The following is a 20,511-nucleotide window of genomic DNA, read 5'->3' on the forward strand; positions in this document are numbered from 1 at the left end:
GGCACACCCGGCGGCCCGGACAGCGTGGCGGCGATCGCACACGCCTACGGGCTGCACACCGAGGCGGAGCGCGACGCGATCGCCCGCGCCTACCGGGTGTTCCATACCCACCACGCCCAGTTCGTCACCGCGGTCTCTGCCGAGATGCTGCGTGACCTGCACCGCGACGTCGACGAGCGCGGCGCTCGGATCGTGTTCCTCGGCCGCGACGGGCATCCCTACGCCACCGCCGTGCGGGGCCTGGACCCCGACTTCGCCGAAACCCACACGGTCGAGATCGTGCTGTCCCGCGCCGTGGTCGACGCCGCCCTGACCGACCTCGAAGACCGGACCGGCGCCCGCTTCCACGCTGTGGAGGCCTTCCGGGTCCGGGACCGGATCGATCCCGCCACCACCGTAGGTGCGTTCCAGGCCCTGTCTGACTACCTCGACGACGCAGGCGTCCCCACCGCGGGCGGGGTGCTCACCTTCGTCGACAACTCGTTCAAGGGCACCATCCAGGAGCTCTACACCGCCGCCTACCCCGACGTGGAGGTCCACGGCCGCTACGCCATCCATGGCACCCACCCCGACGACCCGCACCCCGGCAACAAGACCGGCTATGCGCTGCACCTGCCCGCCGACACACGCTGGCGTGGCTACCCCCTGGCCGAGCTCCCCGCCGAACCGGAGCTGACCCTCGGCGCGGCAGAAGCCGTTGCCGCGATCGAGCACACCCTGCACGGCCCCGACACCAGCCCCGCCGCCATCGACACCACCGGCCCGGTCCAGGGACCGCAACGCCGCCAGCCGGCGCCGCTGCGGGGATACAACCCCGCGCTCATCACCCCGCCCTACCGCGACGCCCGCGTACGAGAAGCGGTCAAGGTAGCGGCACTACTCGCCGTGCACGACGCCGCCGTGCAAGCCCGGCCCCGCTGGACAGGAGCACCGGCCCAGCAGACCCAGCCAGAACGCACGCACGCCATCGCCGCGTTCGCCGACGACATCCGCGCCTGGATCACGAAGGCTCCCCAGCGCGACCCGGGCCTCAGCGAGGTGCTCGATGCGTTCGTCCGGCGCCGCGACCGTGCCCTGCTCTCCCAGGTCTATGACCAGCTCGTTGTCGCCGGCCTGGACCCCGCCGAACCCGCGCAGCACTGGATCGCACTGCTCCCCACAACCCCGGACCACTCCCTCCCCGACCACGTCGACGCCGGCAGCGCCCACCACGATGGGCCGGCACCTCATGAGCCGCCCAGCTTCCAGACAGCGATGCAGCACCTCAGGAGCGCCGTCGACGCTGCCCGCCGCGGCGTCGCCGCCGATACGCAGGAGCAGACGCGCACACCAGCGGCACCTGCCACTCGGCCCCCGCGGCGAGACACCGGCACACAGGTCGACCCCTTGCAGAACCGACCTGATCAAGACCGGCCCTCCGGCTACGACAGCGGCTACTGAACCGCAACGAGCGCTCGACCAGCCAAAGCGAAAGTGTCGGTGCACCGTGTCACGCTGCGCCAATGAGCTGGATGCAGCGCCGGTACCACGCAGTGACCTGCACCAACGCTCAGTGCGACCCAAGCTGCGTGATCGCCGACCCCACCCGCACCGGGGGGCAGATTTGCCCGCGCGCCGCCGCAACCATCATGTCCCGACCGCTCACACTGATGTCATGAGCACGGAAACCGACCCCCAGGTCGCGGCCCGCTCGTTATGCGCGGGCCGCCCAGTCCTCTCGCGCCTCCGCCGCCACAACCTCGCCGACGACGTCACGTGGATCCTGCCTACGGACCTGCTACCGGACCTGCATGAACTCGAGGGCGTCCCCGTCGTGCACGCCGACGTACCCGGCCCGTTGCTAGCCCACTGGGTTCGCCGACAAGGCGACGTCCGCTGAACTTCGGAACATCGACGACCCCTTCCAAACCCAGTCCGCCAGACCGGCGGTCATCGACAGCAAACCGGAATCGGATTCGGCGCGTCGCGTTCCCTCTGACTGCTCTGATCGGGTAGAAAGTCCCCATGCCGCAACCGCATCGAGGAGACCGAGTCGCGACTCACGTCCGTCTCCCCCGTCCGATGCGCGAGGCCGCCGAGGCCATCGCTCGTCGTGACGGGATCGCCGTAGGCGACGCTGTCACGAAGGTGTTCGGCGAAGCTCTCGGGTTCGCGATCCCCGACTACTGCTTGTCCCCGCGCGAGCGAGCGACGCAGAACGAGTTGGAGCTGCCTCTAGACAAGGCCTCGTAACGAGATCGAGGCGGCCCCCCGGCCAGGGGGCCGCCTCGCTATCGCTCTCGCGCCAGTCGGTCATGCACCCGCCTGACGCCGTAGCCCTGGCGAACCGGGGCCAATCCCCCACCTGCGAAGAAGGGGCGCTTTCGCGTGTCCAGGATACACCCTGGACCGGGCGGCGACCATGACAGACACGGGACGACTTCGTCGTGCCCGACTGCCAGCGGCACCTCAGTGGCGTCTCTGCGACGCCGACCTGTCGTTGCCGGGTACTCGTTTACCGGTCCTACCTCGCACAACTCCTCCCCAACACCTCTCCTCGTCGAGCAACGCGCGTTGTTCGACCAGGTGGTCTCCTCGGTCACCTCGACGGGCTGGGATGGCGTCGCCATTCCAGCCCCCCAGCTGTGCATAAGTTGCCGACGGCGCTCCGGGACTGAGCGGGATACTCCGCTGCGCTCGGTGGTCTGCGGCAGGTGCTGGTTCGCCAGCGGTGGCGAGGCGTCCCCCGCAGAGTTCAACGGATCCGGCTCCTCCGGTGAGCTACAGGAGCCCGGGTCCCTGGGTTTAGCTGAGTCCCTGATCCCCCGTACGGCGCTGGATTGGTATCGAGGGCTGCTGTCCTCCTCTTGGTATCAGCAGGTCCGACGTGACGCTGCCAGCCGGCTCCGTGGCCTGCTCGCCGAGCTAGCTCGGCGAGCCGACTGGGACACCCACACCAGCTGGCCGACCTGGGACCGTCTCCAGCGGTCCAGCGGCTGGCGTCGAAGCTCGACTGCTGCCTGGCTCGCCGAGCTGCAGCGCCAGGGCTGGCTGCTACGCGTCGAGGGAGGGTCCACTCCGCAGTATCGACCCATGGCCCTGCAACATCTGAGCGGGAATCGGGCAGCGGTCTACCAGCTGCGTGTTCCAGCTGTGGAGGCCACAGACAGGGCCATCCCGACGCTGCCTCCGGCCGTAGCACCCGGGCCATTCGTGGCTGCTGCAGAGAGCAGACAGGACACAACTTGGACCCCAACCCACTCACCTAATAATCCTTCTAAGACGAAATCTGTGGTTCCTACGCGCGCGAGCACGCGCATCCACAATCCCCAGGTCAAGCCCCCTTTCCCGGGTTATTACGGCCCTACCGGGCCGGGCCAAGACGAACAGCAGGGCGGCTACTTCGGGAACCGGGTGCCAGTGACCAGAGCGGAGATGCTGGCTGCCGCCACCGAGCTGCGATCTGACCCCGCACTACGGCGACTCACACCTCGCTGGATTCGCGCCATCGTGCGGGGCTGGTGGGAAGCCGGCTGGACTAACAACGACCTGCGCTACGCCCTCGAGTACCGGCCCCGCCAGGACGGCCGCGCCATCCCTGCCCACCGCTGCCCAGCCAGCCAGTTGCGCAGGCCCGACGGCTGGCTACGCCATCGCCTGAGCTGGTGGCGCGACGGACACGGCCCGCTCGTCTCACCCACAGTCGACTCCCGCCAGCGCCGCTCGGCCGCCCTCGTCCGCGGCCACGCCGCCGCCCAACGACTGCCCTACGGCGCCACCGACCTGTCCCCCACCGACCTGCAGATCAGCAGCGACGACCACCGCGCCGCCCGTTCTGCGATTGTCCGTCAGTGGGCCGCCGAGTTCACCGCCCGCCGCAACGCTGTCCGCCCCGCCGCCGAGGTCGCCACAGTCGAAAGCAGCAAGCGCTACTACCGCCGGATCAGCCGCGCACTCGACGAAGGGCGCAGCCGCCGCACAGCCACTCCCCCGCTGCTCGATCCGGCGGATGGTCACGGGGGCGGGCCCGCCTCAAGCGCCTCGCCGGACACCAGCTCACCGCGCAACCACGAGAGCGACGCCCTCGATGAAGGGCGAACCGCTCACGAGCGCGCGCTCGCCCGGGCACGGGCCGAACGCACCTCCCGGCCTCTCCCACGCGCTCACCGGAGGCTCCGATGACTGCCATGTCCGCGCGTTATGACAAGAGTGGCGACACCGGCGCACCACCTGACACGTTCGACCGTCAGCCCCCGCAGGACCTCACGGCCGAGCAGTCGGTGCTCGGCGGCATGCTGTTGAGCAAGGACGCGATCGCCGACGTCGTGGAGGTCCTGCAGCCGGAGGACTTCTACCGGCCCGCCCACCAGACCGTCTACGAGACGATCCTGGACCTCTACAGCCGTGGCGAGCCCGCGGACGCGGTGACGGTCTCGGCGGAGCTGCAGCGGCGCGGTGAGCTCGTCCGCCTCGGCGGCGCGCCCTACCTGCACACCCTCATCGCGACCGTGCCCACCGCGGCGAACGCGGCGTACTACGCCGAGATCGTCGGCGAGAAGGCGGTCCTGCGGCGGCTGGTCGAGGCCGGCACCCGGATCGTGCAGCTCGGCTACCACGGTGCCGACGGCGGCGACGTCGACGACGCGGTGGACCGGGCCCAGGCCGCGGTCTACGAGGTCACCGAGCGCACCACCACCGAGGACTACACGGTGCTGGAGGAGCTCCTCCAGCCCACGATGGACGAGATCGACGCGATCGCCTCCCGGGGCGGCCAGTCCACGGGTGTGCCGACCGGCTTCGCCGACCTCGACCAGGTCACCAACGGTCTGCACCCGGGCCAGATGGTCGTCGTCGCGGCCCGGCCGGGTCTGGGCAAGTCGACCCTGGGTCTGGACTTCGCCCGCTCCTGCTCCATCAAGAACGGCATGACCAGCGCGTTCTTCTCGCTGGAGATGAGCAAGTCCGAGATCGTCATGCGCCTGCTGTCCGCCGAGGCCCGGATCCGGCTGGCCGACATGCGCGCCGGCCGGATGTCGGACGAGGACTGGACGCGGATGGCGCGGCGGATGTCGGAGATCTCCGAGGCGCCGCTCTACATCGACGACTCGCCGAACCTGACGCTGATGGAGATCCGGGCCAAGGCGCGCCGGATGAAGCAGCGCTACGACCTGAAGCTGATCATCCTGGACTACCTGCAGCTGATGACCTCGGGCCGCAAGGTCGAGTCCCGTCAGCAGGAGGTCTCGGAGTTCTCCCGGCAGATCAAGCTGCTGGCCAAGGAGCTCGAGGTCCCGGTGGTGGCGATGAGCCAGCTGAACCGTGGTCCCGAGCAGCGCACCGACAAGCGGCCGATGCTGTCCGACCTGCGTGAGTCCGGCTCGATCGAGCAGGACGCGGACATGGTGGTGCTGCTGCACCGCCCCGACGCGTTCGAGCAGGACGATCCACGCGCCGGTGAGGCCGACCTGATCCTGGCCAAGCACCGTAACGGCCCGACCACGACGATCACCGTCGCCCACCAGCTGCACTACAGCAGGTTCTCCGACCTCGCCCACGGCTGAGGCTCGGCCGATGGTGATAACCCGGTTATCGCTCCACCGCGTACGGCGCGACGATAACCGGGTTATCACCTCAGTGTCGGAGCGCTGTCAGTGCATCGATCAGAGCCTGCAGTCCGTCGTCGTCGAGCTGTCGACGCAGGCGGCGCGCGATCTTGTCGACGTCGACCGCCGCATCCCGATCGGGCTGGTCCGCCGCTGGAGCGGGAGAAGGCGAGTCGTTCGCGGGCTGGTCCGGCGACTCAGTGCTGGAAGGTCGAGCGCGCTCCCCCTCCGTCGACTGACCACGCAACGCCTCCAGCTTCTCCGCCTGTTCTTCCGGCGATGCCGAGGCCACGGTTCGAGCTTCCTTCACCGATATCTCGCCGATGCGGAGTTTCTCCTGCAGGTCAGGGGTGAGCTTGAGCAGCGACAGCCGCTGCGAAACCCAGGCCTGAGTCTTCGCCACCCGCTTCGCCGCCGTGCGCTGCGAGCCATGTCGTTCCACGAGACCTTGAAGCTCGCGGGCCTCCAGCAGCGGGGGAAGGTCTTGACGGTGGATGTTCTCGACCAGCGTGGCTTCTGCCAGCATCGGGTCCGCTCCCCCGAGTCGGTCCTCGATCGAGGCGACGAGGTGAGGCAGCTCCGCCAAGCGGGCCCCCGCGAGCCGGCGGTTTCCGATGAGGACCACCCACGCCGCGCTCCCGATCTGATCCGCATCCTCCGGGTAGTGAGCGAGGTAGACATCCCGAGCGACCACCGTCGCTGGCTGCAGCTGCCCGTGCTCCCGGAGGCTGTCGGCGAGCTCCTGAATCGCGGGGTCGTCGTCGTACCCGTAGCGAGGGTTGCGCGGATTGTGGGCCAGGTCGGAAAGCGGGATGCGGCGCTGGGACACGCCGGGATCCGGTGTTGTCTGGAGCGAGGCCTGCGCGGCGAAGACGTCGGAGCCGAAGGACACCCGCCCGCGCTTGCGCTTCTTCGTCGACGACCCGACTGCGGAGTCCGCGCTGCTCGCGGCCGCCTCGCTCATCGGGTGCGCCCGTAGCCGAGTTCGAGCGCCAGCCGCAGGATGTCCTGCTGGGCCTCCAAGGCCACACGGCTCTTGGCGTACTGGGTGCAGACGACACCCTCTGCTGCCGCCCGACTGTGGATCTTGTAACGACGAATGACCGAGTTCGCGAGCGGCCAGTTCTTCTTGCGGGCGAAGGTCAGGGTGTCGTCGAGATCGACCCGGCCGTCGCGTGGATCCCAGAGATTCACGACCACGGTGTAGGGGACTCCCAGGGGCTCGATGACCTGGGTGATGGTCGTGTCGGCAGGTACGAAGGTGAGCGGCTCTGTCGTGATCGGGACGATCGCGTCGTCGGCGCTCTTCAGGACCGACCGGAGAATGTGCTCATTCTCCAGGCTGCCCGGGGTGTCCACGAACACGTGCGAGAAGTCGGCGTCTCGCAACCTCTCCAGATCACTGGGGCTGTCGGTCTCGGTGTAGGCGAATGGGATGTCATCGCCGACCCTGCTTGCCCACCAGTCCATGGATCGCTGCGGGTCGGTGCCTACGACCAGGACGGATGGATCGTCTCCTCCGAGCACCTGGTCGACGACAGCAGCGAGGTTGACGGTGATCGTGGTCTTGCCGACGCCGCCCTTCTGGCAGCACACAGCATGAACTCTGGCCAAGATGGCCACCTCTCCGTGGACTTCACGGCCCGGAGTTGGGCCGCTACTTCGGATAAGTCAGAGCAGATGATGCCAGCTGTGGGTCCGTGCTCCGCGGTCATCCCCCGGCGTGTGCGGTTCCGAGTCAGGGCCGCGCGATAACCGGGTTATCGCCGTCAGCGCGCCGTCGATTTGGGAGCTGCGACCTATCGATGTTGGCGCTACCGGACCGGGAGCGCTGCTTGGGTTCGAGGGCGCCGAAGAAGCTTCTCGCCAGCAACGCGCGCCGAGGCCGCGCGAGACGGCGACCACCCAACGACGCTGCAGCGGGGGAGCGGGGACCGATAACCCGGTTATCGCTCACGCAGCGACGGCGGCTTCAGTCGTCGGCCTGGAATACACCCTGCGCGACCAGCCACTTTCGCCAGTAATCGACCCGATCGGGGTCGGCCGCGAACCCTTCGGGCCAGCCGTCGGTCGCGATCTGGCGCAGGACATCCCGGACTCGGCTGCGCCCAACACGAGCGCGGGAGGAGACCTTCCGCAAGTGCGGGTCCACGACGGCGTTCATTGCGCGCGCGGTGTCGCCCAACGTGAAGTGCACCGGCCGGTAGGCGACCAGGACCTCATGTCCGCGCTCGTCTGGCCTGGCGACCAGCGAACTCTCGCGCATCCCTGCCCTCCTCACCTCGGCCCGGTACCGAGAACTGTACCGATGTCGGCGCTCTGACTGAGCACTTGCAGTGAGTGTGTCCTCCGCGGAGGTGGGCTACTACGTGTCCAAGCTGCCGGGTGAGGCCCCGGCTGAGAGTGTCCGCGCCGGTGCAGCAGGCGCCGTCACGCCAGCGTCCTTCGGCCGGATAGACCCAGCCGGACCAGCGCATCTCTGACGCTGGCCCCGGCCGTGGGGCCGAAGGGACGGCTTTGGTGCGAGGGACCGAGAATCATCGGTTGACGAGGTGGTGTCGCGCATCGCCGCGAGGCGTGGTCACCGCGTTCGGGCGCAGCTATCCCGGCCCCGCGCGCCCGGCGTGTCATTGCGGTTGCGTCCTCGGTGGCGAGAGATCCGTTCGAGTCCCTACAGACGACCTCTGACCAGCTGGAACGCCCTCGGTTGCGGGGTCGCCGCGCGGACCTGATCGCCGAGGCGAAGTTCTACTATCAGGTCCGGACTCAATGTGCGGCTGACCAGCGACTACGTATTCTCCGGTGGCAGCGGGAGGAGTCGGCAACGACAGCTCAGTCAGCCCCACTGAGAGTGAGCTATGCCCGATATGCGAGTTCGGCGCTGTCTGCGGGCGCTACCGAGTAGACGACCTGCAGGATATGCGCTGGTCAGCGTCGTGGTGGCGAGCCACTTCGAGTGCGTGCCAGGCGGTCGGAGCCGAGTATCGCCTCGTCCGGTGCTCCAGAGCACCGTTTGACGATCCGGCGCGGCTCGAGGCGCTCAACGACTCGGAAGTGGTGGGCCTGTGGCCCCGGTCTTATCGATGCGGGAGCGTCGCAACCTGGGGGCGGGGTGACCGAGCACGTGGCTGCCCGACGGCCGGCCTCGCGCGTACGCGTGTGTCGCGTGGGCGTCACTCCGCGCGCCGGGCTAGGTCTCAGAGAAACTCCCGGCTCGAGCGGGACGGCGGTGGTCTTCGTCCACCGACCCTCGGCGAAGGTGGCGGGGCGAGCTGTGGGGGTGGCGCCGGCCCTGGAGGTCGTGAAGACCCGGCGCCCACACCCGGAGAACCTTGCGGACCGTGATTCCCAGAGGCGAGCTCGGCGCGGCCCGTCGAGCCCGTGAGTCCCGCGACCCGCCCCAGGATCGAGACGCCCTCGCCCGGCTGACCCCCGCGCCCTGGCGGGGCCGGGGCGCGGTGGCAACGAGCGTAGGAAGCACCTGTGCTCGCGCTCAGTGCCCCCCAGGACTTGAGAGCCGGGGCGCGCGCTGTCGCCTGCGTCGTGGGCACTCGACATCCCTCACTCGCCACAGCCGCGGCATCCGGCCATACCGAGACCGGCCGGCGTGGGTCCGTTTGCCTCAGGAGCTGCACGAGGTCCGGGAGTAGACCGCCGAGCAACGAGCAGACCGTGCCACGGCGGAAAGCGGCCAGGCGCGCTCGCGGTCGACGTCGCCGACGAGGCGGTCCGCGGCGGCGGCGCGTCCGTTGCACACACACCGAGCACCGAGCCGCTCCCCAGGGCGCCGGGAAATTTCCTCGCGACCTCTTACTGCGGTGGCGGGCCCGGACAACGCGACGTACGCGTGCGCGTGCGAGGCCAGAAAATTTCCACGCCTTCTAAGCTCGCCGACGGGCTCGGACCCGTTCTGTCCGACACCGTTGCCAGCCCGACTAGTCGCACTTAGTCTTCGAGGTACTAGGATCGCGGCTCAACGGGAAGGCGAACTCATGAGCATGCAGCTGCTCGCCGGGACGATGGAGTGCCGCAACGGCAACTGTCCGACCGCATGGCTGACCGAGCGGGGGGCGGTGATCGTGCAGGGCTACATCGCGTCCGCTCGGACGGTGCGGGTGCCGCGCGACATCGTCGAACGCGCCGCGCGCGAACTGCAGATGCACGGCCTGTCCGTCGGTGCCGTGCCGGCGCCGCGGTCCGAGACCATCCGAGCGGCGGGGGAGTGGTTCGTGGTGTCCGGCACCCCGACGACGCTGGTGTGCCCCAAGGGAGAACGCGCCCACGAGATCCTGGTGAGCGACGTGCTCACGGCCGTCGACGAAGCGACGAGGGAGGCCGTATGACCCCCGAAGACCTGGACGAGCTCTACCGCACCTACGAGCACTCCGCGTTCCGGCTGGAATGCCGCGACGTCTACGCAATCCCCGGCGAGGACCCGGACTTCGACGCCTTCCTCGCCGACAAGCCGTTCCCCGCGCGCACGGTCGACAACGACGACTGGCTGGCCAACGTCCACGCCCAGGTCGGCCGGGGCAAGTACTTCGGCCGGGTCCGGCTGCTCGGCCACCCGGTCACCGACTACACACGGTTCCAGCTGCTCTGCTACCCCCGGGAGAACATCCGCGCCGGCGAGGAAGTCCGCATTCTGGACCGACACTGGCTCAGCACGGGCGACGACGCCTGGACTCGGCAGGACTTCTGGATGTTCGACGAGCGGATCGTGGTGCTGCAGCACTTCGATGACGAAGGGAACTTCCTCGGCGTCTCTCAAGCCAGCGATCCCGCCCCCTACATCGCCATCCGTCGGCGCGCGGTCGAGCTGTCCGTCCCGTTCGACGACTACCGGCTGGTCCCGGCCCCACGATCGGGTGCCGAGACCCCTGAGCGCGCTGCGAGCTAACCCCCTTGACCCACGCCGACATCCACCCACAGCACCAGCGCCTGGCGGCGCGCTTGAAGGAGCTCCGCCAGGCCGCCGGGCTCTCGGCTGCGGCCCTGGGTGAGCAGCTCGGCTGGTCGCAGAGCAAGACCTCCAAGATGGAGAACGGCCACTCCGCCCTCGTACTTGCCGACATCGAGCAGTGGCTCGACACGGTCCACGCCGACGAGGACGTCCGTGCAGAGCTGCGCGCACTCGCCCAGGAGGCGGGGACCCGGGTACGGCCGTGGCGCAACAGTAACCGCCCCGACGGGCCCAGCCAGCAGGACGCCAGGGCTCGGCGTGACGCAACGACCAGCGGGATCGGGGTGTATCAGTCCGAGGTCGTTCCCGGGCTGTTGCAGACCCCGGACTACGCGCGCAGACTGCGCGAGATCCACAGCCTGCTCCCCGCCGCGGAGATCCCCGCCTCGGTGCTGTCGCTGATGAACCGTCAGACAGTCCTGTTCGACGAGTCCAAGCAGTTCGACCTGGTCATGACCGAGACCGCGCTGCGATGGCGTCCCGGCCCAGCCTCCGTGATGCTCGCTCAGCTCGACCGCATCGCCGCGCTGGCCAGCCTCCCCAACGTGCGCATCGGTGTGCTCTCCCGCGAGACGCAGGAGCGTGCCGAGGTCCGCCCCCTGCACTCCTTCGTACTCCTGCGCTACGACGACGCACCCACGACCGTCGAGATCGAGACACTCACCGCCGAGCAGGAAGTGACCGATCCAGCCGACGTCAAGCTCTACGAGCAGTTCCTCGCCGAGCAACAGCGGTCCGCAGAGCACGGACCCGCTCTACTCGCCCTGCTCGACCGCCTCCGCGCCGACCTCTCCTTGAGCACTCCAGGCTAGTCGCACGAAGACTAAGGCCCGCGATCAGCAAATTAGCTGGGCGCGGGCCATTTCTGTGCGCGCAGAGTTAGTCGCGGAAACCTCGGGCTAGACTCGCGACTAGTCACGGACTAGTCTGGAAGTAGAGATGCCCCGGCGGGTGCGACCGCCGAGGCATCTGAGCAGACAACCGGACTGATCCCCCATCACGAGGAAGCCAGGCGCCCATGAAGACCGTACCCAGAAGCGTCGACTCTCAGGCGGTGCCCGGCCGTCTGCCGTGTGCCGATACCGACGTGATCGAGCTGTTCTTCCCCGTCGGCACCGCTGGGCCGGCCCTGCAGCAGATCGCCGAGGCCAAGACCATCTGCCGTCACTGCCCGGTGCTCCAGGCCTGCCGGGCCGAGGCGCTGGCTCGGCCCGGCGCATTCACCCACGGCGTCGTGGGTGGACTCAGCGAGGACGAGCGGAACGCGCTGCTGCGGCGTCGCGCGGCACGACGAGCGGGGATCCGATGAGCGCCCCGACCAGCAACGGCCACCGTCCGACGCCGCCGTCCACTCTCTCGGCCGAGCAGTGGGGGAGCGAGCTCATCCCCTCCGGCACCACGCGTGAGGACGACCCGGTCGAAGAAAGCGTCGCCGACACCGACGAGGTCCGGGCGCTGGCTCGCCAGGTTCACCAGGCTCGAGGCCTCGTCGCCCTCCAGGACGACCCGGCCCTGCACGAAGCACTGTCCGAGCGAGAGCGGCGAGCTGACCGCAAGGTCACCGAGCGGATCCGCAGTGCCCGGCGGGCCGAGCGGCGCCGGACCGCGCTCGCCGAGGTCGCCGGCACCCGACGCGACAGGCAGGAAGCTCGCTGGGTCGGCAGGGCACGGACCAGCAAGGAACGCCTGCTCAACCCCAACCGGCGCCTCGCCGCGACCTATCGCCGCTACGTCGCGCTGTCCTGCGTACCTCCAACCCTCATCGGTTTCGGAGTGGTATTCATGTCGGCGACCGTGCACGACGGTGTCGTCGGCATGGACGGGCCGTGGGTGGGTTACCTGATCGAGCCGATGGCGTCGGTGCTGCTGGTCGTCAGCCTCCTGATCGGCTTCACCGCAGTACAGAACAGCCGGCAGGTCCCCCGAGGCCTCTACGTCCTCGACGGCGGCCTCGCGCTGGCCTCGCTGGTGTTGACGGTCGTCCCGTGGGGTCTGCGTTACGGCTTCGACGCGGGGTCGACTATGGCCCACACCCTGCCGTCACTGCTGGTCGTTGCGGCGGTGGTCGTTCAGCATCTGCTGCACTCGGTGTTCCGGCCGATCTTCGCCGAGCTCTACGAGGAGCTGCAGCCCTCGCGGCTGACCGACCAGACCGCCGACACCGTCGTGCTCTACGAGCGGACCCGTCGCGCGATCGACGACCAGCAGATTCCACTCTCTGCCTCTGGAGCACCGTCGCGAGAGGCGATCCGCAAGCGGTTCGGCGTGGGCAAGGTCCGCTCCCAGCTCGCCGGCGACGCCTACGAGCTCGTCCAGCAAACCCTCGACCCGCGGTAGCGCCAACCATGCGCCCGGGCCGCCGGCCCGGGGCGCTACCGCCGCAAGTCCTCTCCCCGGCGCCGCACCCCCAGGCGCCGGGGAGGGGACCCCTCCGATCTCCAGGAGCGCACCTCATGTCCGACCGGATCACAATCACGCTGGTCACAGGCTCCGAACGCCACCGGACCAGCGAGCCGATCGACGCCCCCGTCGACGACCCGCACCAGATCTGGGCGCACGTGCTCGAGCTCGCCGACCGGATCGGCGGCCTGGCCCGCCATGCCTACCTCGCCGAGATCGCCGTCGCCGAGACCGGCCTGCCGCTCTACGACCTGCGGTGCCTGGGATGAGCGGGCACCGCAGAAGCAACGCGGCCGCGGCCGGCGAGTTGCCACCCACGCTGCGTCGCTCCCGCCCGGACCGCCGCCGCGCCGCGCTCGCCACCCGATTCGCCAAGACCACCACCGACATCGAACGAGCCGTGTGCGCCTTCGACTACTTCCGAGGTGCCGCCAGCCGGCGCCACCCCCGGCCTGACGCCGCCGCCGAACTCGTCGCCGCCGTGATTGGCCAGCTCATCGAAGCGGGCGACCACCTTCTGCGCATGCAGGCACGAGAGCCCCTCAGCCCGAGGAAGGACACCGCATGAGCGAGCACGACGCCGCCCTCGACACCGCGGCGCCCGACTCGGGCCAACAGGAGACCCCGGCCCTGCCCAGCCCGCGTGTCACTGCGGCCACCCCGGCCGCGAACCCGGACGGCGAGCCGGAGGTCGAGGTCGACCGACCGCGTGCCGGGTGGCCAACCGTGCCCAATCGGCGCCAGGGAGCCCTGCACGCGGTCACCACCGCGGCGGCCGAGCTGCGTTTCGTGCACGAGCAGCCGGCCAGCCTGAAGCAGAGCCTCGCCCTGGCCCGTCAGGGCGCCTGGACGACCACCCGGACCGGCCCGCTGCGCCGCGCCGCGGTCGTCCACGTCTGGTGCATCCAGGCGCCCGTCCTGGTCATCGGCGCCCTGATCGCCTGGGCCGCCCGGACCCCGGGTCGCCTCTGGACGGTCGCCTTCCTACTGCTGAACGTCGCGACCGCGCTCGACCAGATCCCGGTTGTCCGCCTGCTCATACCCGAGTTCCTGACCTGGCCCTACTGGCCGCCCTTCTGCTGGATCAACTGAGGAGTCCGACATGAACGCTGCAGCCTTCGCCGGCACCGGCAGCATCGCCGCACTGGCCCTGCTGTTCGGCCTCTGGCTCTACTACCACGACGACATGCGCAAGACCACGAGCCTGCTCTTCCTAATTGCCGGGACCGGCCTCGGCGGCCTCATCGGCGCGCTCATCGCCCAGGCCTACGGCGTAGCGGCCAACGCCACCCCCCTGGCGACCCGCCTGCTCGGCTTCGGCGGCGCGGTCATCCTCGGCGGGATCGCCATCGTGATGACCCTCGAGGTCGTGATCAAGGGGATCTTCCCGAAGACGGCCAGGCCCAACCGCATCCATCCCTGGCTCGCGCTCGCGGCGCCGACCATCGGTCTCGCCAGTGGGGTGCCGATCCTCTACGGCCTCTACCGCCTGGTCGCCACCGGCATGGGCAACGCCGGATCCATCGCCCAGCAGTGGTTCGTGGGGTGATCGACGATGGAAACGCTCGTGCTGGTCGCGCTCATCACCTGGGGACTCGCCCGCTACGCAGGCACCGAGCTCATCGCCACCGCCCGCGGCACCGAACCACCGCGCCTGCGCGACCGCCAGCGCCGCGCCGAACGCGCCCACGAGCGCCGGATGGCCCGGGAAACCCGCCGCACCGGCCCCAGCGTCGGCGACGCACTGGCCCAACGCATCGCCGATCGCATCGCCCATCCCCGCGGCCCTCGCTCGCCCGGGCCCGCCCGGGCAGCGATGGGGGAGTGGTGGTCCGACGCCTGGGGCTACGCCACCGAGCGACGCCGTGAACGCCACCAGCGCCACGCCGACGGCGACCTGCTGCGACAGCGCCTGGCCCGCAACCTCCGCCAGCGATTCGGCGACACAACCGACCCGCACTGGCGACCGCGGCCGACCACCGCCCAACGCCCACCCCATCGCACGGACAACGCCGACCCGGTCGTCATCGACGCCGAGCCGACCCCAGCCCCGCCCACCGACCACACCAAACCCGCACCGGTCGAGGAGACCCCGACCGACGGCCCCCCGGAGGACCCCGAAAAGCCCAACCAGCACGAACCCGACCACACCCAGCAGCCCGAAGCCATCCACACCGAGCCCGACACCGAGCCCGAGCCGCGGTCCGCGGCCGAACACCAGTCCACCGCCACGATCCACCCCATCCGGAAGGACATCCCGATGACCGGCGCCAACCCGAACCTGACCAGCGGCGAGACCCTCGATCCCGGCAGTGCCAACCACTTCTGCGAGCAGATGCAGAACGTCGGTCAGCGACTTCTGACCGAGCTCGATCAGTCCGTCGCCTCCCTGACGCAGGCAGGCGTCAGCGGCGAACCCATCCGCCTGCTCGAGCAGATGCGCGAGAACGCCCAGCTGTTCACCAGCTCCGCCGGTGAGGCCAAGACCCACTTCGGCCGGCACCTCAACACCCAGGACCAGGTGCTCAGCGACGACACCCTCGCCGGAACCGTCAACGGCACCTACATCGGCACTCGCTCCTAGCCCGACAGCCCCGCCCCCAGGACTGACCCCGGTCGCTGGGCACCCGCGTCGCGGCGGAGCGGTGGCACTCCGACAAGCACTCCAGCACCACAACGACGAAGGGACTTGCGATGCCCAGGCAGCAGAGCGTCGCCGGCACCAACCTCACCCCAGAGGTCCTGGCCCGCGCCCTGCAGCGCCTGGTCGACGAGGACACCAGCCCGGCCACTCCCTCCGCCGAGCTCGCCGTGCGCCAGCCCACCACTGTGCTGCGCAAGGAGACGCCCCGGCGGTCGGCGATCAGCGATCACCACGATCACATCCGAGCTGAGAACGCCGCCCGCCGTGCCCCCTACCTGGCGACCTCCGCCACGGCCGCCGCCGGCTACCTCGGCTGGGGTCTGACCGAACTCGTCGGCCTCGCCGCCGGCCCCGGCGCCGAGCTGGCCACGACCACCGGCATCGGTCTCACCTCCCTCGGAGCGATCGCCGGTGCTCGCGCCCTGCTCCACAGCCGCATCCCGGCCTTCTGGCGCCGGCAGTCCTGGGCCGCGGGCGCAGGCACCGCGGCCTGGATCACCGCCGCCTCTGCCGTCGGCCCCGCCAACTGGACGATGACGGCGCTGCTCGCCGGAGGCGCTGCCGCGACCTGGGCCAGCTGGATGAAGCAGCACAGCATCCCCGACGTCGACCTCAACGCTCCCCAGCTGCCCGAGGCGAGCGACGAGACCACCAGCGGTGACTACGGCGACACGCTGGCCCAGCGCTGGTCCGAGAGCGTCAGCCGCCGCGGCAAGGCACTGCCCGGATCCATGCTCACCGACCGCGTCGATCTCAGCCGCGCCATCCGCTGGACCGTGCGCACCCCGGCCGGCGACGCCTCTTTCGACGACGTGTTCGGCCGCCGCCCCCGCATCGCTGGCGCGCTCGGCGTCTCGGCGAAGAACTTGATCATCGAACCGCACGAGGACAACGAAGCCTGGGCCTACCTGACCGTCATCGTGCGCGACTTGCTCTCCGGCGGCATCCCCTACCGAGGCCCGCGCTACGACAACGGCGTCATCCCCCTCGGCCCGTTCGCAGACGGCGAGGGCGACATGCAGTTCTACGCCGTCGAGGACATCGGCGTGCGCAACGGCCTGGTCACCGGTGAGCCAGGATCGGGAAAGTCAGCCTGCCTCGAGGCGATCGGGCTCGGTATCAAGCAGAGCGCTGTCTGGCACCTGCTGTTCGGCGACGGCGACCCCGACGGAGGGTCCAGCCCCGTACTCAACGACATCAGCGACTGGGCCGAGGCCGGGCCCCGCCAGGTGCTCGCCCAGCTCGAAGCCATCGAGGCCGCCCTCGAGATCCGCAGCCTGCTCAAGTCCACCCTCACCGAGGGCCCCGACGGCCCGGTTCGAATCACCGACCCCTCGCAGCAAAGCCCCCTGCGTAAGCTGCTGCCCAGCACCACCATCCCCGGCCTGATGTGGATCATCGACGAGCTGCAGCGGCTCAGCACCGACGCCTGGCTCGCATCGCAGGATTTCATCCCGCGCCTCGAACGTGTCGTGCGGATCGGCCGCAAGTACGGCGTCGCCGTGGTCGTCGGGACCCAGTCCCTGCTCGCTGGCGACTACGGCAACAGCACCGTGCTGCGTGGCTACCTGATGGCCCGCAACCTGTTCGCCTTCCGCAACATGAACCGCAGCGAGAACGCGGTGGTCGGCGGGATGGCCGTCACCCCAGGGTCTCTGCCTCCTGGAGGTGGCTACTGCTTCGCCATCGCCGGTGGCCGCTTGTCGATGGGCCGCGTCGCCTGGGCTCCCGACCTGGGGGAATGGGCCACAGCTCTCCCGTCATGCGCGCTCGACGAGAACACCGCCCTGGCCATGCGCGACTTCCAGCCCGCGATCGAGCAGAGCCCGGGCGCCCGCTTTGCCGCGCAGGTCGAGAAGCTCCACGCCTGGCGGCGCCGGAAGGAGTCCGGCGAACCCGTCGACGTCCCTGCCACGACCGTAGGCGACGCCGTTGAGGCCGCTCTGCCGGCGTTCATGCAAGGACTCCAGATCCCGTCCGCGCTCAGTGCGCAGAACGTCGTCGCGCTGCGCCCACGACCGACCAGCTCGCCGGCTCCCGACGGCCCGCAGGCCGCCCCGGACATCGAAGGGCTCCCCGCCAGCCAACAGGAGGTTCTACGCGCGCTCCAGGCCGGTTGTCGCCGCACTGGCGAGATCGTCGCCGCGACCGGTCTCAAGGCACCCGCCGTGTCCAAGTCGCTCGGCGCGCTCGCCGAGATGGGCGTCGCCCACAAGATCGCTCACGGGCAGTGGGAACCGGCCGGGACTGAAAGCCAGACCGGATGAAAGGCGCACCGACACCACTCGCTAATTGGTACGGTACTTGGTACTGTACTGGCTAATTGACGTCGTCATCACACGAGGCGGCCCGAGCGCTCACCTTCCACAGATCCCGCCCGGGCCGCTCCGACCTCATCGATCGGAGAACGAAGTGTCTCAGCTGTCCGCCCCCAGCCCGGGGAGCGCCACGGCCTCCTCGCAGCGCCCGGGCCTCGCCTACGTCCCGGAGGACTTCGACCACCTGTTGCTGGCACTCCTCAGCGAACCCCCGCCCTCCGAGCCGGACTGGCGGGAGCACGGACTGTGCGCCCAGACCGACCCCGACGCCTTCTTCCCCGAGAAGGGGGGATCCAGCCGGGACGCGAAGCGCGTCTGTGATCGCTGCGAGGTCCGGGACGACTGCCTCACCTACGCCATCGAGCACGACGAGCGATTCGGCATCTGGGGCGGCGCGTCCGAGAGGGAGCGGCGCCAGATCCGCCGCGAGCAGCAGTTGGAGGGGCCCCGATGACCGACACTCAGCCCGACCGCGGCGGTGTCGGTCTCAACAAGATCTGTACCCAGGTCATCGGGCGCATCTACCAGCTCCAGCTGGCCCCGAGCCCGGCATTCGTGAGCTGCCGGTCCACGTCGAGATGACCTACCGCCGCAGCCGCCCTTCGAGCTGGAGGTGCGATTCCGGACCTGCGGTGACACCACGAGCGTGACCTGGTGCATCGGCCGGGAGCTGCTCTCGGCCGGGCTCACCGGGGCGTCGTCCGAGGTGGACGACGCCGCTCAGCACCTTGCCCGCGACGTCCAGATCAGTACCCACGCTCTATCGCGGCACGACTGGACACTCATCACCCTCCGATCACCCAGCGGAACAGCCGAGATCGGCCTACCCAGCCACGAGCTCATCGAGTTCATCGACCGCACGGAAGACGTCGTGGCCGCTGGTATGGAAGGACCACTCGTTGCCGAGGCTGACCTCGCGGCCCTGTTTGACGAGCCAGGTCCGGTCTGGTGAGCAGACTGGCTGATCACTCGGCCGTGATCACACAGCTCGGCCCCTCCCGGACCGGGCCTGTCGGGGACTCGGCGCGAGCGCGGCGGTGCTGGTCCGGCTGACCTGTCGTGCCATCACCCACCGGGGTGGGCCCGGCGCCCGCCGAGCCCACCCCGTCACCCGACGACAAGCGCCAGCCCGGCCGGGCCAGCGCACGACGTCCGCAGGAACCCCGCGGACAGCCCACCCCGAGCCCGTCCCGTCCGATCGTCCTAGGAGAGCCGTGATACCCACCGCCGCCGTCCTCACCGACACCAGCGACAGCGCTAGTGCTACCTCCGCCGGGCGGGACAACGCGGCGCGGTCGTACGGATGGTGCCCGTCCTGCGGGGACTGGTTCTCCCACTGCAGGTCGTGCTCTGCATGCCCGAAGGGCGGCACACACCACGACGAACTGTCCGAACGCGTCCCGGACCCGCTGCTGACCGGTCCCCGACCCTCCGCACGGTGCACCCCCGCGCGCAACTCCGTCGCTGATGTGCGCCTCTTCCTCGGTCCGCACGGCACCGACCCAGACCCCAGCAGCCAGCCCAACGTGACCATCGATCCCCGCCCCCGGGACGGAGATGGGCTTGGCCACTGTGACCGGTCCTTGCCGCTGCGCCCGATCGGCCTGCACCCGCGCCGCCCGGGTGGGACGAGCTCGCTGCGCTCGTCGGCCTGGCGGCCGATCCCACACCGCTCGGGCGAGCTGGTCCGCCCGACCGGTCAGCCGGACCGGTCCCGGACGTGGCGCCCACCCCGACCGGGGCCGGCAAACGATGAGCACGGAGGTCAACATGGCAGCGAAGTCTTCTCCCGGAGATGGTTCCCACGGCCGCGGGATTCGCGGCGACAACCTCGCCGTGAGCACCCCGTCGCGGGTCTACACGCTGGTTCGCGCTCTGCTGTTCGGGGCGCGGTAACGATGAGCGAGGCGTTCTCCACCGAGGTCGGCCCCTGGCTACGCGGATGCGCCCAGCCCACGGTCGACCTCGACGCGGTGGCCCTGCTGTTTGCGCCGCCGGTGCTCTACGGCGAGTTCTATCCGTGGGAGGGCGCCTCGTTGGCTGCGCCCCCGGCCGGCACTGCCGGCCGGGGGCCGGCCCTGGCCCCGGCCTTCGGCCGTGCCGTCGCCCGAGCCTGCGACGACGCCGCGGTGATCGGAGTGAGTTTCTCGGGTGGCATCGACAGCCTGGCCGTCCTCACCGAGGCCTGCCGCCAAGCACAGGGGCGTCGGGGTCGTGGCGTTCACCATCGACCTCACCGACGACCAGGGCCGCTTCAGCCGCCGCCGTCGCTGCTGCGCTCATCGCTCGCCTCCAGCTGGGATGTGAGCTCCAGATCATCGAGACCTCGGCCCGCACCGAGCCCGCATGGTCTCCAGCGGGCCCCGCCTCGACGCTCTCCCGCAGCTCAACGCCACAGTTGCCGCGCGCGCGGCCGGGCTCGGCTGTGAGGTCCTGTTGTCAGGGGATGGAGCAGACGAGGTCCTCGAAGTCCCACGCTTCGCCTCGATCGAGTTGCTGGCCACCCGCGGCCCCCGCGCCGCGGCGCGCTACCTGTCCGACCGCGGCCGCGGAAGCGTCCTGGTCGACGAGGCAGCCGCCGGCATCGCACGTCTGCTGCCCGCC

General features: G+C 69.9%; 19 protein-coding genes and 2 pseudogenes. 18 read left to right on the forward strand and 3 right to left on the reverse strand.

The annotated features are described in order from the left end of the window. Window positions 1–24: 24 nt before the first annotated feature. The 3 genes from ATL51_RS27850 to dnaB all read left to right on the forward strand — a co-directional run bounded on the left by ATL51_RS27850 (window position 25) and on the right by dnaB (window position 5,540). Window positions 25–1,440 carry an ABC transporter permease gene (locus ATL51_RS27850; RefSeq protein WP_157818141.1) on the forward strand — a complete coding sequence of 472 codons (1,416 nt, stop codon included), beginning with the start codon at window positions 25–27 and terminating at the stop codon, window positions 1,438–1,440. A 1,974-nt stretch (window positions 1,441–3,414) separates the two neighbouring features. Next, the gene (locus ATL51_RS27855) at window positions 3,415–4,161 is read left to right on the forward strand and encodes a hypothetical protein (RefSeq protein WP_157818142.1); all 747 of its coding nucleotides are present in this window, start codon (window positions 3,415–3,417) and stop codon (window positions 4,159–4,161) included. A gap of 5 nt (window positions 4,162–4,166) precedes the next feature. Beyond that, window positions 4,167–5,540 (forward strand): replicative DNA helicase, encoded by a 1,374-nt coding sequence (gene dnaB / locus ATL51_RS00440; protein ID WP_100877200.1) that lies wholly within the window; start codon window positions 4,167–4,169, stop codon window positions 5,538–5,540. 70 nt (window positions 5,541–5,610) lie between these two features. On the opposite strand, the gene ATL51_RS00445 is transcribed toward dnaB, so the two are convergent. From ATL51_RS00445 to ATL51_RS00455, 3 genes are all read right to left on the reverse strand, one after another. Continuing rightward, window positions 5,611–6,546, reverse strand: a complete 936-nt coding sequence (locus ATL51_RS00445) for a ParB/RepB/Spo0J family partition protein (protein ID WP_100877201.1) — start codon at window positions 6,544–6,546, stop codon at window positions 5,611–5,613. Then, the gene (locus ATL51_RS00450; RefSeq protein ID WP_208622866.1) at window positions 6,543–7,205 is read right to left on the reverse strand and encodes a ParA family protein; all 663 of its coding nucleotides are present in this window, start codon (window positions 7,203–7,205) and stop codon (window positions 6,543–6,545) included. The genes ATL51_RS00445 and ATL51_RS00450 overlap by 4 nt, the downstream gene beginning before the upstream one ends. Before the next feature lie 349 nt (window positions 7,206–7,554). Beyond that, window positions 7,555–7,848, reverse strand: a complete 294-nt coding sequence (locus ATL51_RS00455) for a hypothetical protein (RefSeq protein WP_100877202.1) — start codon at window positions 7,846–7,848, stop codon at window positions 7,555–7,557. A 1,732-nt stretch (window positions 7,849–9,580) separates the two neighbouring features. On the opposite strand from ATL51_RS00455, the gene ATL51_RS00460 reads away from it, so the two are divergent. The 15 genes and pseudogenes from ATL51_RS00460 to ATL51_RS28780 all read left to right on the forward strand — a co-directional run. Further along, on the forward strand, window positions 9,581–9,925 hold the full coding sequence (locus ATL51_RS00460) for a hypothetical protein (protein ID WP_157818143.1): 345 nt from the start codon (window positions 9,581–9,583) through the stop codon (window positions 9,923–9,925). Further along, window positions 9,922–10,482, forward strand: a complete 561-nt coding sequence (locus tag ATL51_RS00465; RefSeq protein WP_100877204.1) for a DUF6879 family protein — start codon at window positions 9,922–9,924, stop codon at window positions 10,480–10,482. Before ATL51_RS00460 ends, ATL51_RS00465 begins: the two co-directional genes overlap by 4 nt. Before the next feature lie 5 nt (window positions 10,483–10,487). Next, window positions 10,488–11,357 (forward strand): helix-turn-helix domain-containing protein, encoded by an 870-nt coding sequence (locus ATL51_RS00470; RefSeq protein WP_100877205.1) that lies wholly within the window; start codon window positions 10,488–10,490, stop codon window positions 11,355–11,357. Between the two features lie 206 nt (window positions 11,358–11,563). Further along, the gene (locus tag ATL51_RS00475; protein ID WP_100877206.1) at window positions 11,564–11,854 is read left to right on the forward strand and encodes a WhiB family transcriptional regulator; all 291 of its coding nucleotides are present in this window, start codon (window positions 11,564–11,566) and stop codon (window positions 11,852–11,854) included. Next, window positions 11,851–12,882: a hypothetical protein gene (locus tag ATL51_RS00480; RefSeq protein ID WP_100877207.1), complete on the forward strand. Its 1,032-nt coding sequence runs from the start codon at window positions 11,851–11,853 to the stop codon at window positions 12,880–12,882. The genes ATL51_RS00475 and ATL51_RS00480 overlap by 4 nt, the downstream gene beginning before the upstream one ends. A 116-nt stretch (window positions 12,883–12,998) precedes the next feature. Then, the gene (locus ATL51_RS00485) at window positions 12,999–13,214 is read left to right on the forward strand and encodes a hypothetical protein (RefSeq protein ID WP_100877208.1); all 216 of its coding nucleotides are present in this window, start codon (window positions 12,999–13,001) and stop codon (window positions 13,212–13,214) included. Continuing rightward, complete coding sequence (locus ATL51_RS00490) at window positions 13,211–13,513, forward strand: hypothetical protein (RefSeq protein WP_100877209.1); 303 nt, start codon at window positions 13,211–13,213, stop codon at window positions 13,511–13,513. The genes ATL51_RS00485 and ATL51_RS00490 overlap by 4 nt, the downstream gene beginning before the upstream one ends. Then, window positions 13,510–14,037, forward strand: a complete 528-nt coding sequence (locus tag ATL51_RS00495) for a hypothetical protein (protein ID WP_100877210.1) — start codon at window positions 13,510–13,512, stop codon at window positions 14,035–14,037. Before ATL51_RS00490 ends, ATL51_RS00495 begins: the two co-directional genes overlap by 4 nt. Window positions 14,038–14,047: 10 nt before the next feature. Then, window positions 14,048–14,494 carry a hypothetical protein gene (locus ATL51_RS00500; protein ID WP_100877211.1) on the forward strand — a complete coding sequence of 149 codons (447 nt, stop codon included), beginning with the start codon at window positions 14,048–14,050 and terminating at the stop codon, window positions 14,492–14,494. 6 nt (window positions 14,495–14,500) lie between these two features. Further along, window positions 14,501–15,529, forward strand: a complete 1,029-nt coding sequence (locus ATL51_RS00505) for a hypothetical protein (protein WP_157818144.1) — start codon at window positions 14,501–14,503, stop codon at window positions 15,527–15,529. Window positions 15,530–15,639: 110 nt separating this feature from the next. Next, entirely contained in the window at window positions 15,640–17,856 is a 2,217-nt protein-coding gene (locus ATL51_RS00510; protein WP_100877213.1) for a P-loop NTPase family protein, read from the forward strand. A gap of 235 nt (window positions 17,857–18,091) precedes the next feature. After that, window positions 18,092–18,361 (forward strand): WhiB family transcriptional regulator, encoded by a 270-nt coding sequence (locus ATL51_RS00515; RefSeq protein WP_179763270.1) that lies wholly within the window; start codon window positions 18,092–18,094, stop codon window positions 18,359–18,361. Next, the gene (locus ATL51_RS29185) at window positions 18,358–18,489 is read left to right on the forward strand and encodes a hypothetical protein (protein WP_301548828.1); all 132 of its coding nucleotides are present in this window, start codon (window positions 18,358–18,360) and stop codon (window positions 18,487–18,489) included. Before ATL51_RS00515 ends, ATL51_RS29185 begins: the two co-directional genes overlap by 4 nt. Before the next feature lie 19 nt (window positions 18,490–18,508). Then, a pseudogene (locus tag ATL51_RS00520) lies at window positions 18,509–18,859 on the forward strand (SsgA family sporulation/cell division regulator); the annotation flags it as partial. Window positions 18,860–20,253: 1,394 nt separating this feature from the next. Beyond that, window positions 20,254–20,511: pseudogene (locus ATL51_RS28780) on the forward strand (asparagine synthase-related protein); the annotation flags it as partial.

The sequence above is a fragment of the Pseudonocardia alni genome (assembly GCF_002813375.1).
Taxonomy (GTDB): Bacteria; Actinomycetota; Actinomycetes; order Mycobacteriales; family Pseudonocardiaceae; genus Pseudonocardia; species Pseudonocardia alni.

Excerpts from the sequence above, each read along its gene's own strand:
- ATL51_RS00505 (WP_157818144.1), top strand. The coding sequence starts at position 14,501 with ATGGAAACGCTCGTGCTGGTCGCGCTCATCACCTGGGGACTCGCCCGC.
- ATL51_RS00460 (WP_157818143.1), top strand. The coding sequence starts at position 9,581 with ATGCAGCTGCTCGCCGGGACGATGGAGTGCCGCAACGGCAACTGTCCG.
- ATL51_RS00485 (WP_100877208.1), top strand. The coding sequence starts at position 12,999 with ATGTCCGACCGGATCACAATCACGCTGGTCACAGGCTCCGAACGCCAC.
- ATL51_RS00490 (WP_100877209.1), top strand. The coding sequence starts at position 13,211 with ATGAGCGGGCACCGCAGAAGCAACGCGGCCGCGGCCGGCGAGTTGCCA.
- ATL51_RS00510 (WP_100877213.1), top strand. The coding sequence starts at position 15,640 with ATGCCCAGGCAGCAGAGCGTCGCCGGCACCAACCTCACCCCAGAGGTC.
- ATL51_RS00475 (WP_100877206.1), top strand. The coding sequence starts at position 11,564 with ATGAAGACCGTACCCAGAAGCGTCGACTCTCAGGCGGTGCCCGGCCGT.
- ATL51_RS27855 (WP_157818142.1), top strand. The coding sequence starts at position 3,415 with ATGCTGGCTGCCGCCACCGAGCTGCGATCTGACCCCGCACTACGGCGA.
- ATL51_RS00495 (WP_100877210.1), top strand. The coding sequence starts at position 13,510 with ATGAGCGAGCACGACGCCGCCCTCGACACCGCGGCGCCCGACTCGGGC.
- ATL51_RS00465 (WP_100877204.1), top strand. The coding sequence starts at position 9,922 with ATGACCCCCGAAGACCTGGACGAGCTCTACCGCACCTACGAGCACTCC.
- dnaB (WP_100877200.1), top strand. The coding sequence starts at position 4,167 with ATGTCCGCGCGTTATGACAAGAGTGGCGACACCGGCGCACCACCTGAC.
- ATL51_RS00500 (WP_100877211.1), top strand. The coding sequence starts at position 14,048 with ATGAACGCTGCAGCCTTCGCCGGCACCGGCAGCATCGCCGCACTGGCC.
- ATL51_RS00445 (WP_100877201.1), bottom strand. The coding sequence starts at position 6,546 with ATGAGCGAGGCGGCCGCGAGCAGCGCGGACTCCGCAGTCGGGTCGTCG.
- ATL51_RS00480 (WP_100877207.1), top strand. The coding sequence starts at position 11,851 with ATGAGCGCCCCGACCAGCAACGGCCACCGTCCGACGCCGCCGTCCACT.
- ATL51_RS00455 (WP_100877202.1), bottom strand. The coding sequence starts at position 7,848 with ATGCGCGAGAGTTCGCTGGTCGCCAGGCCAGACGAGCGCGGACATGAG.
- ATL51_RS29185 (WP_301548828.1), top strand. The coding sequence starts at position 18,358 with ATGACCGACACTCAGCCCGACCGCGGCGGTGTCGGTCTCAACAAGATC.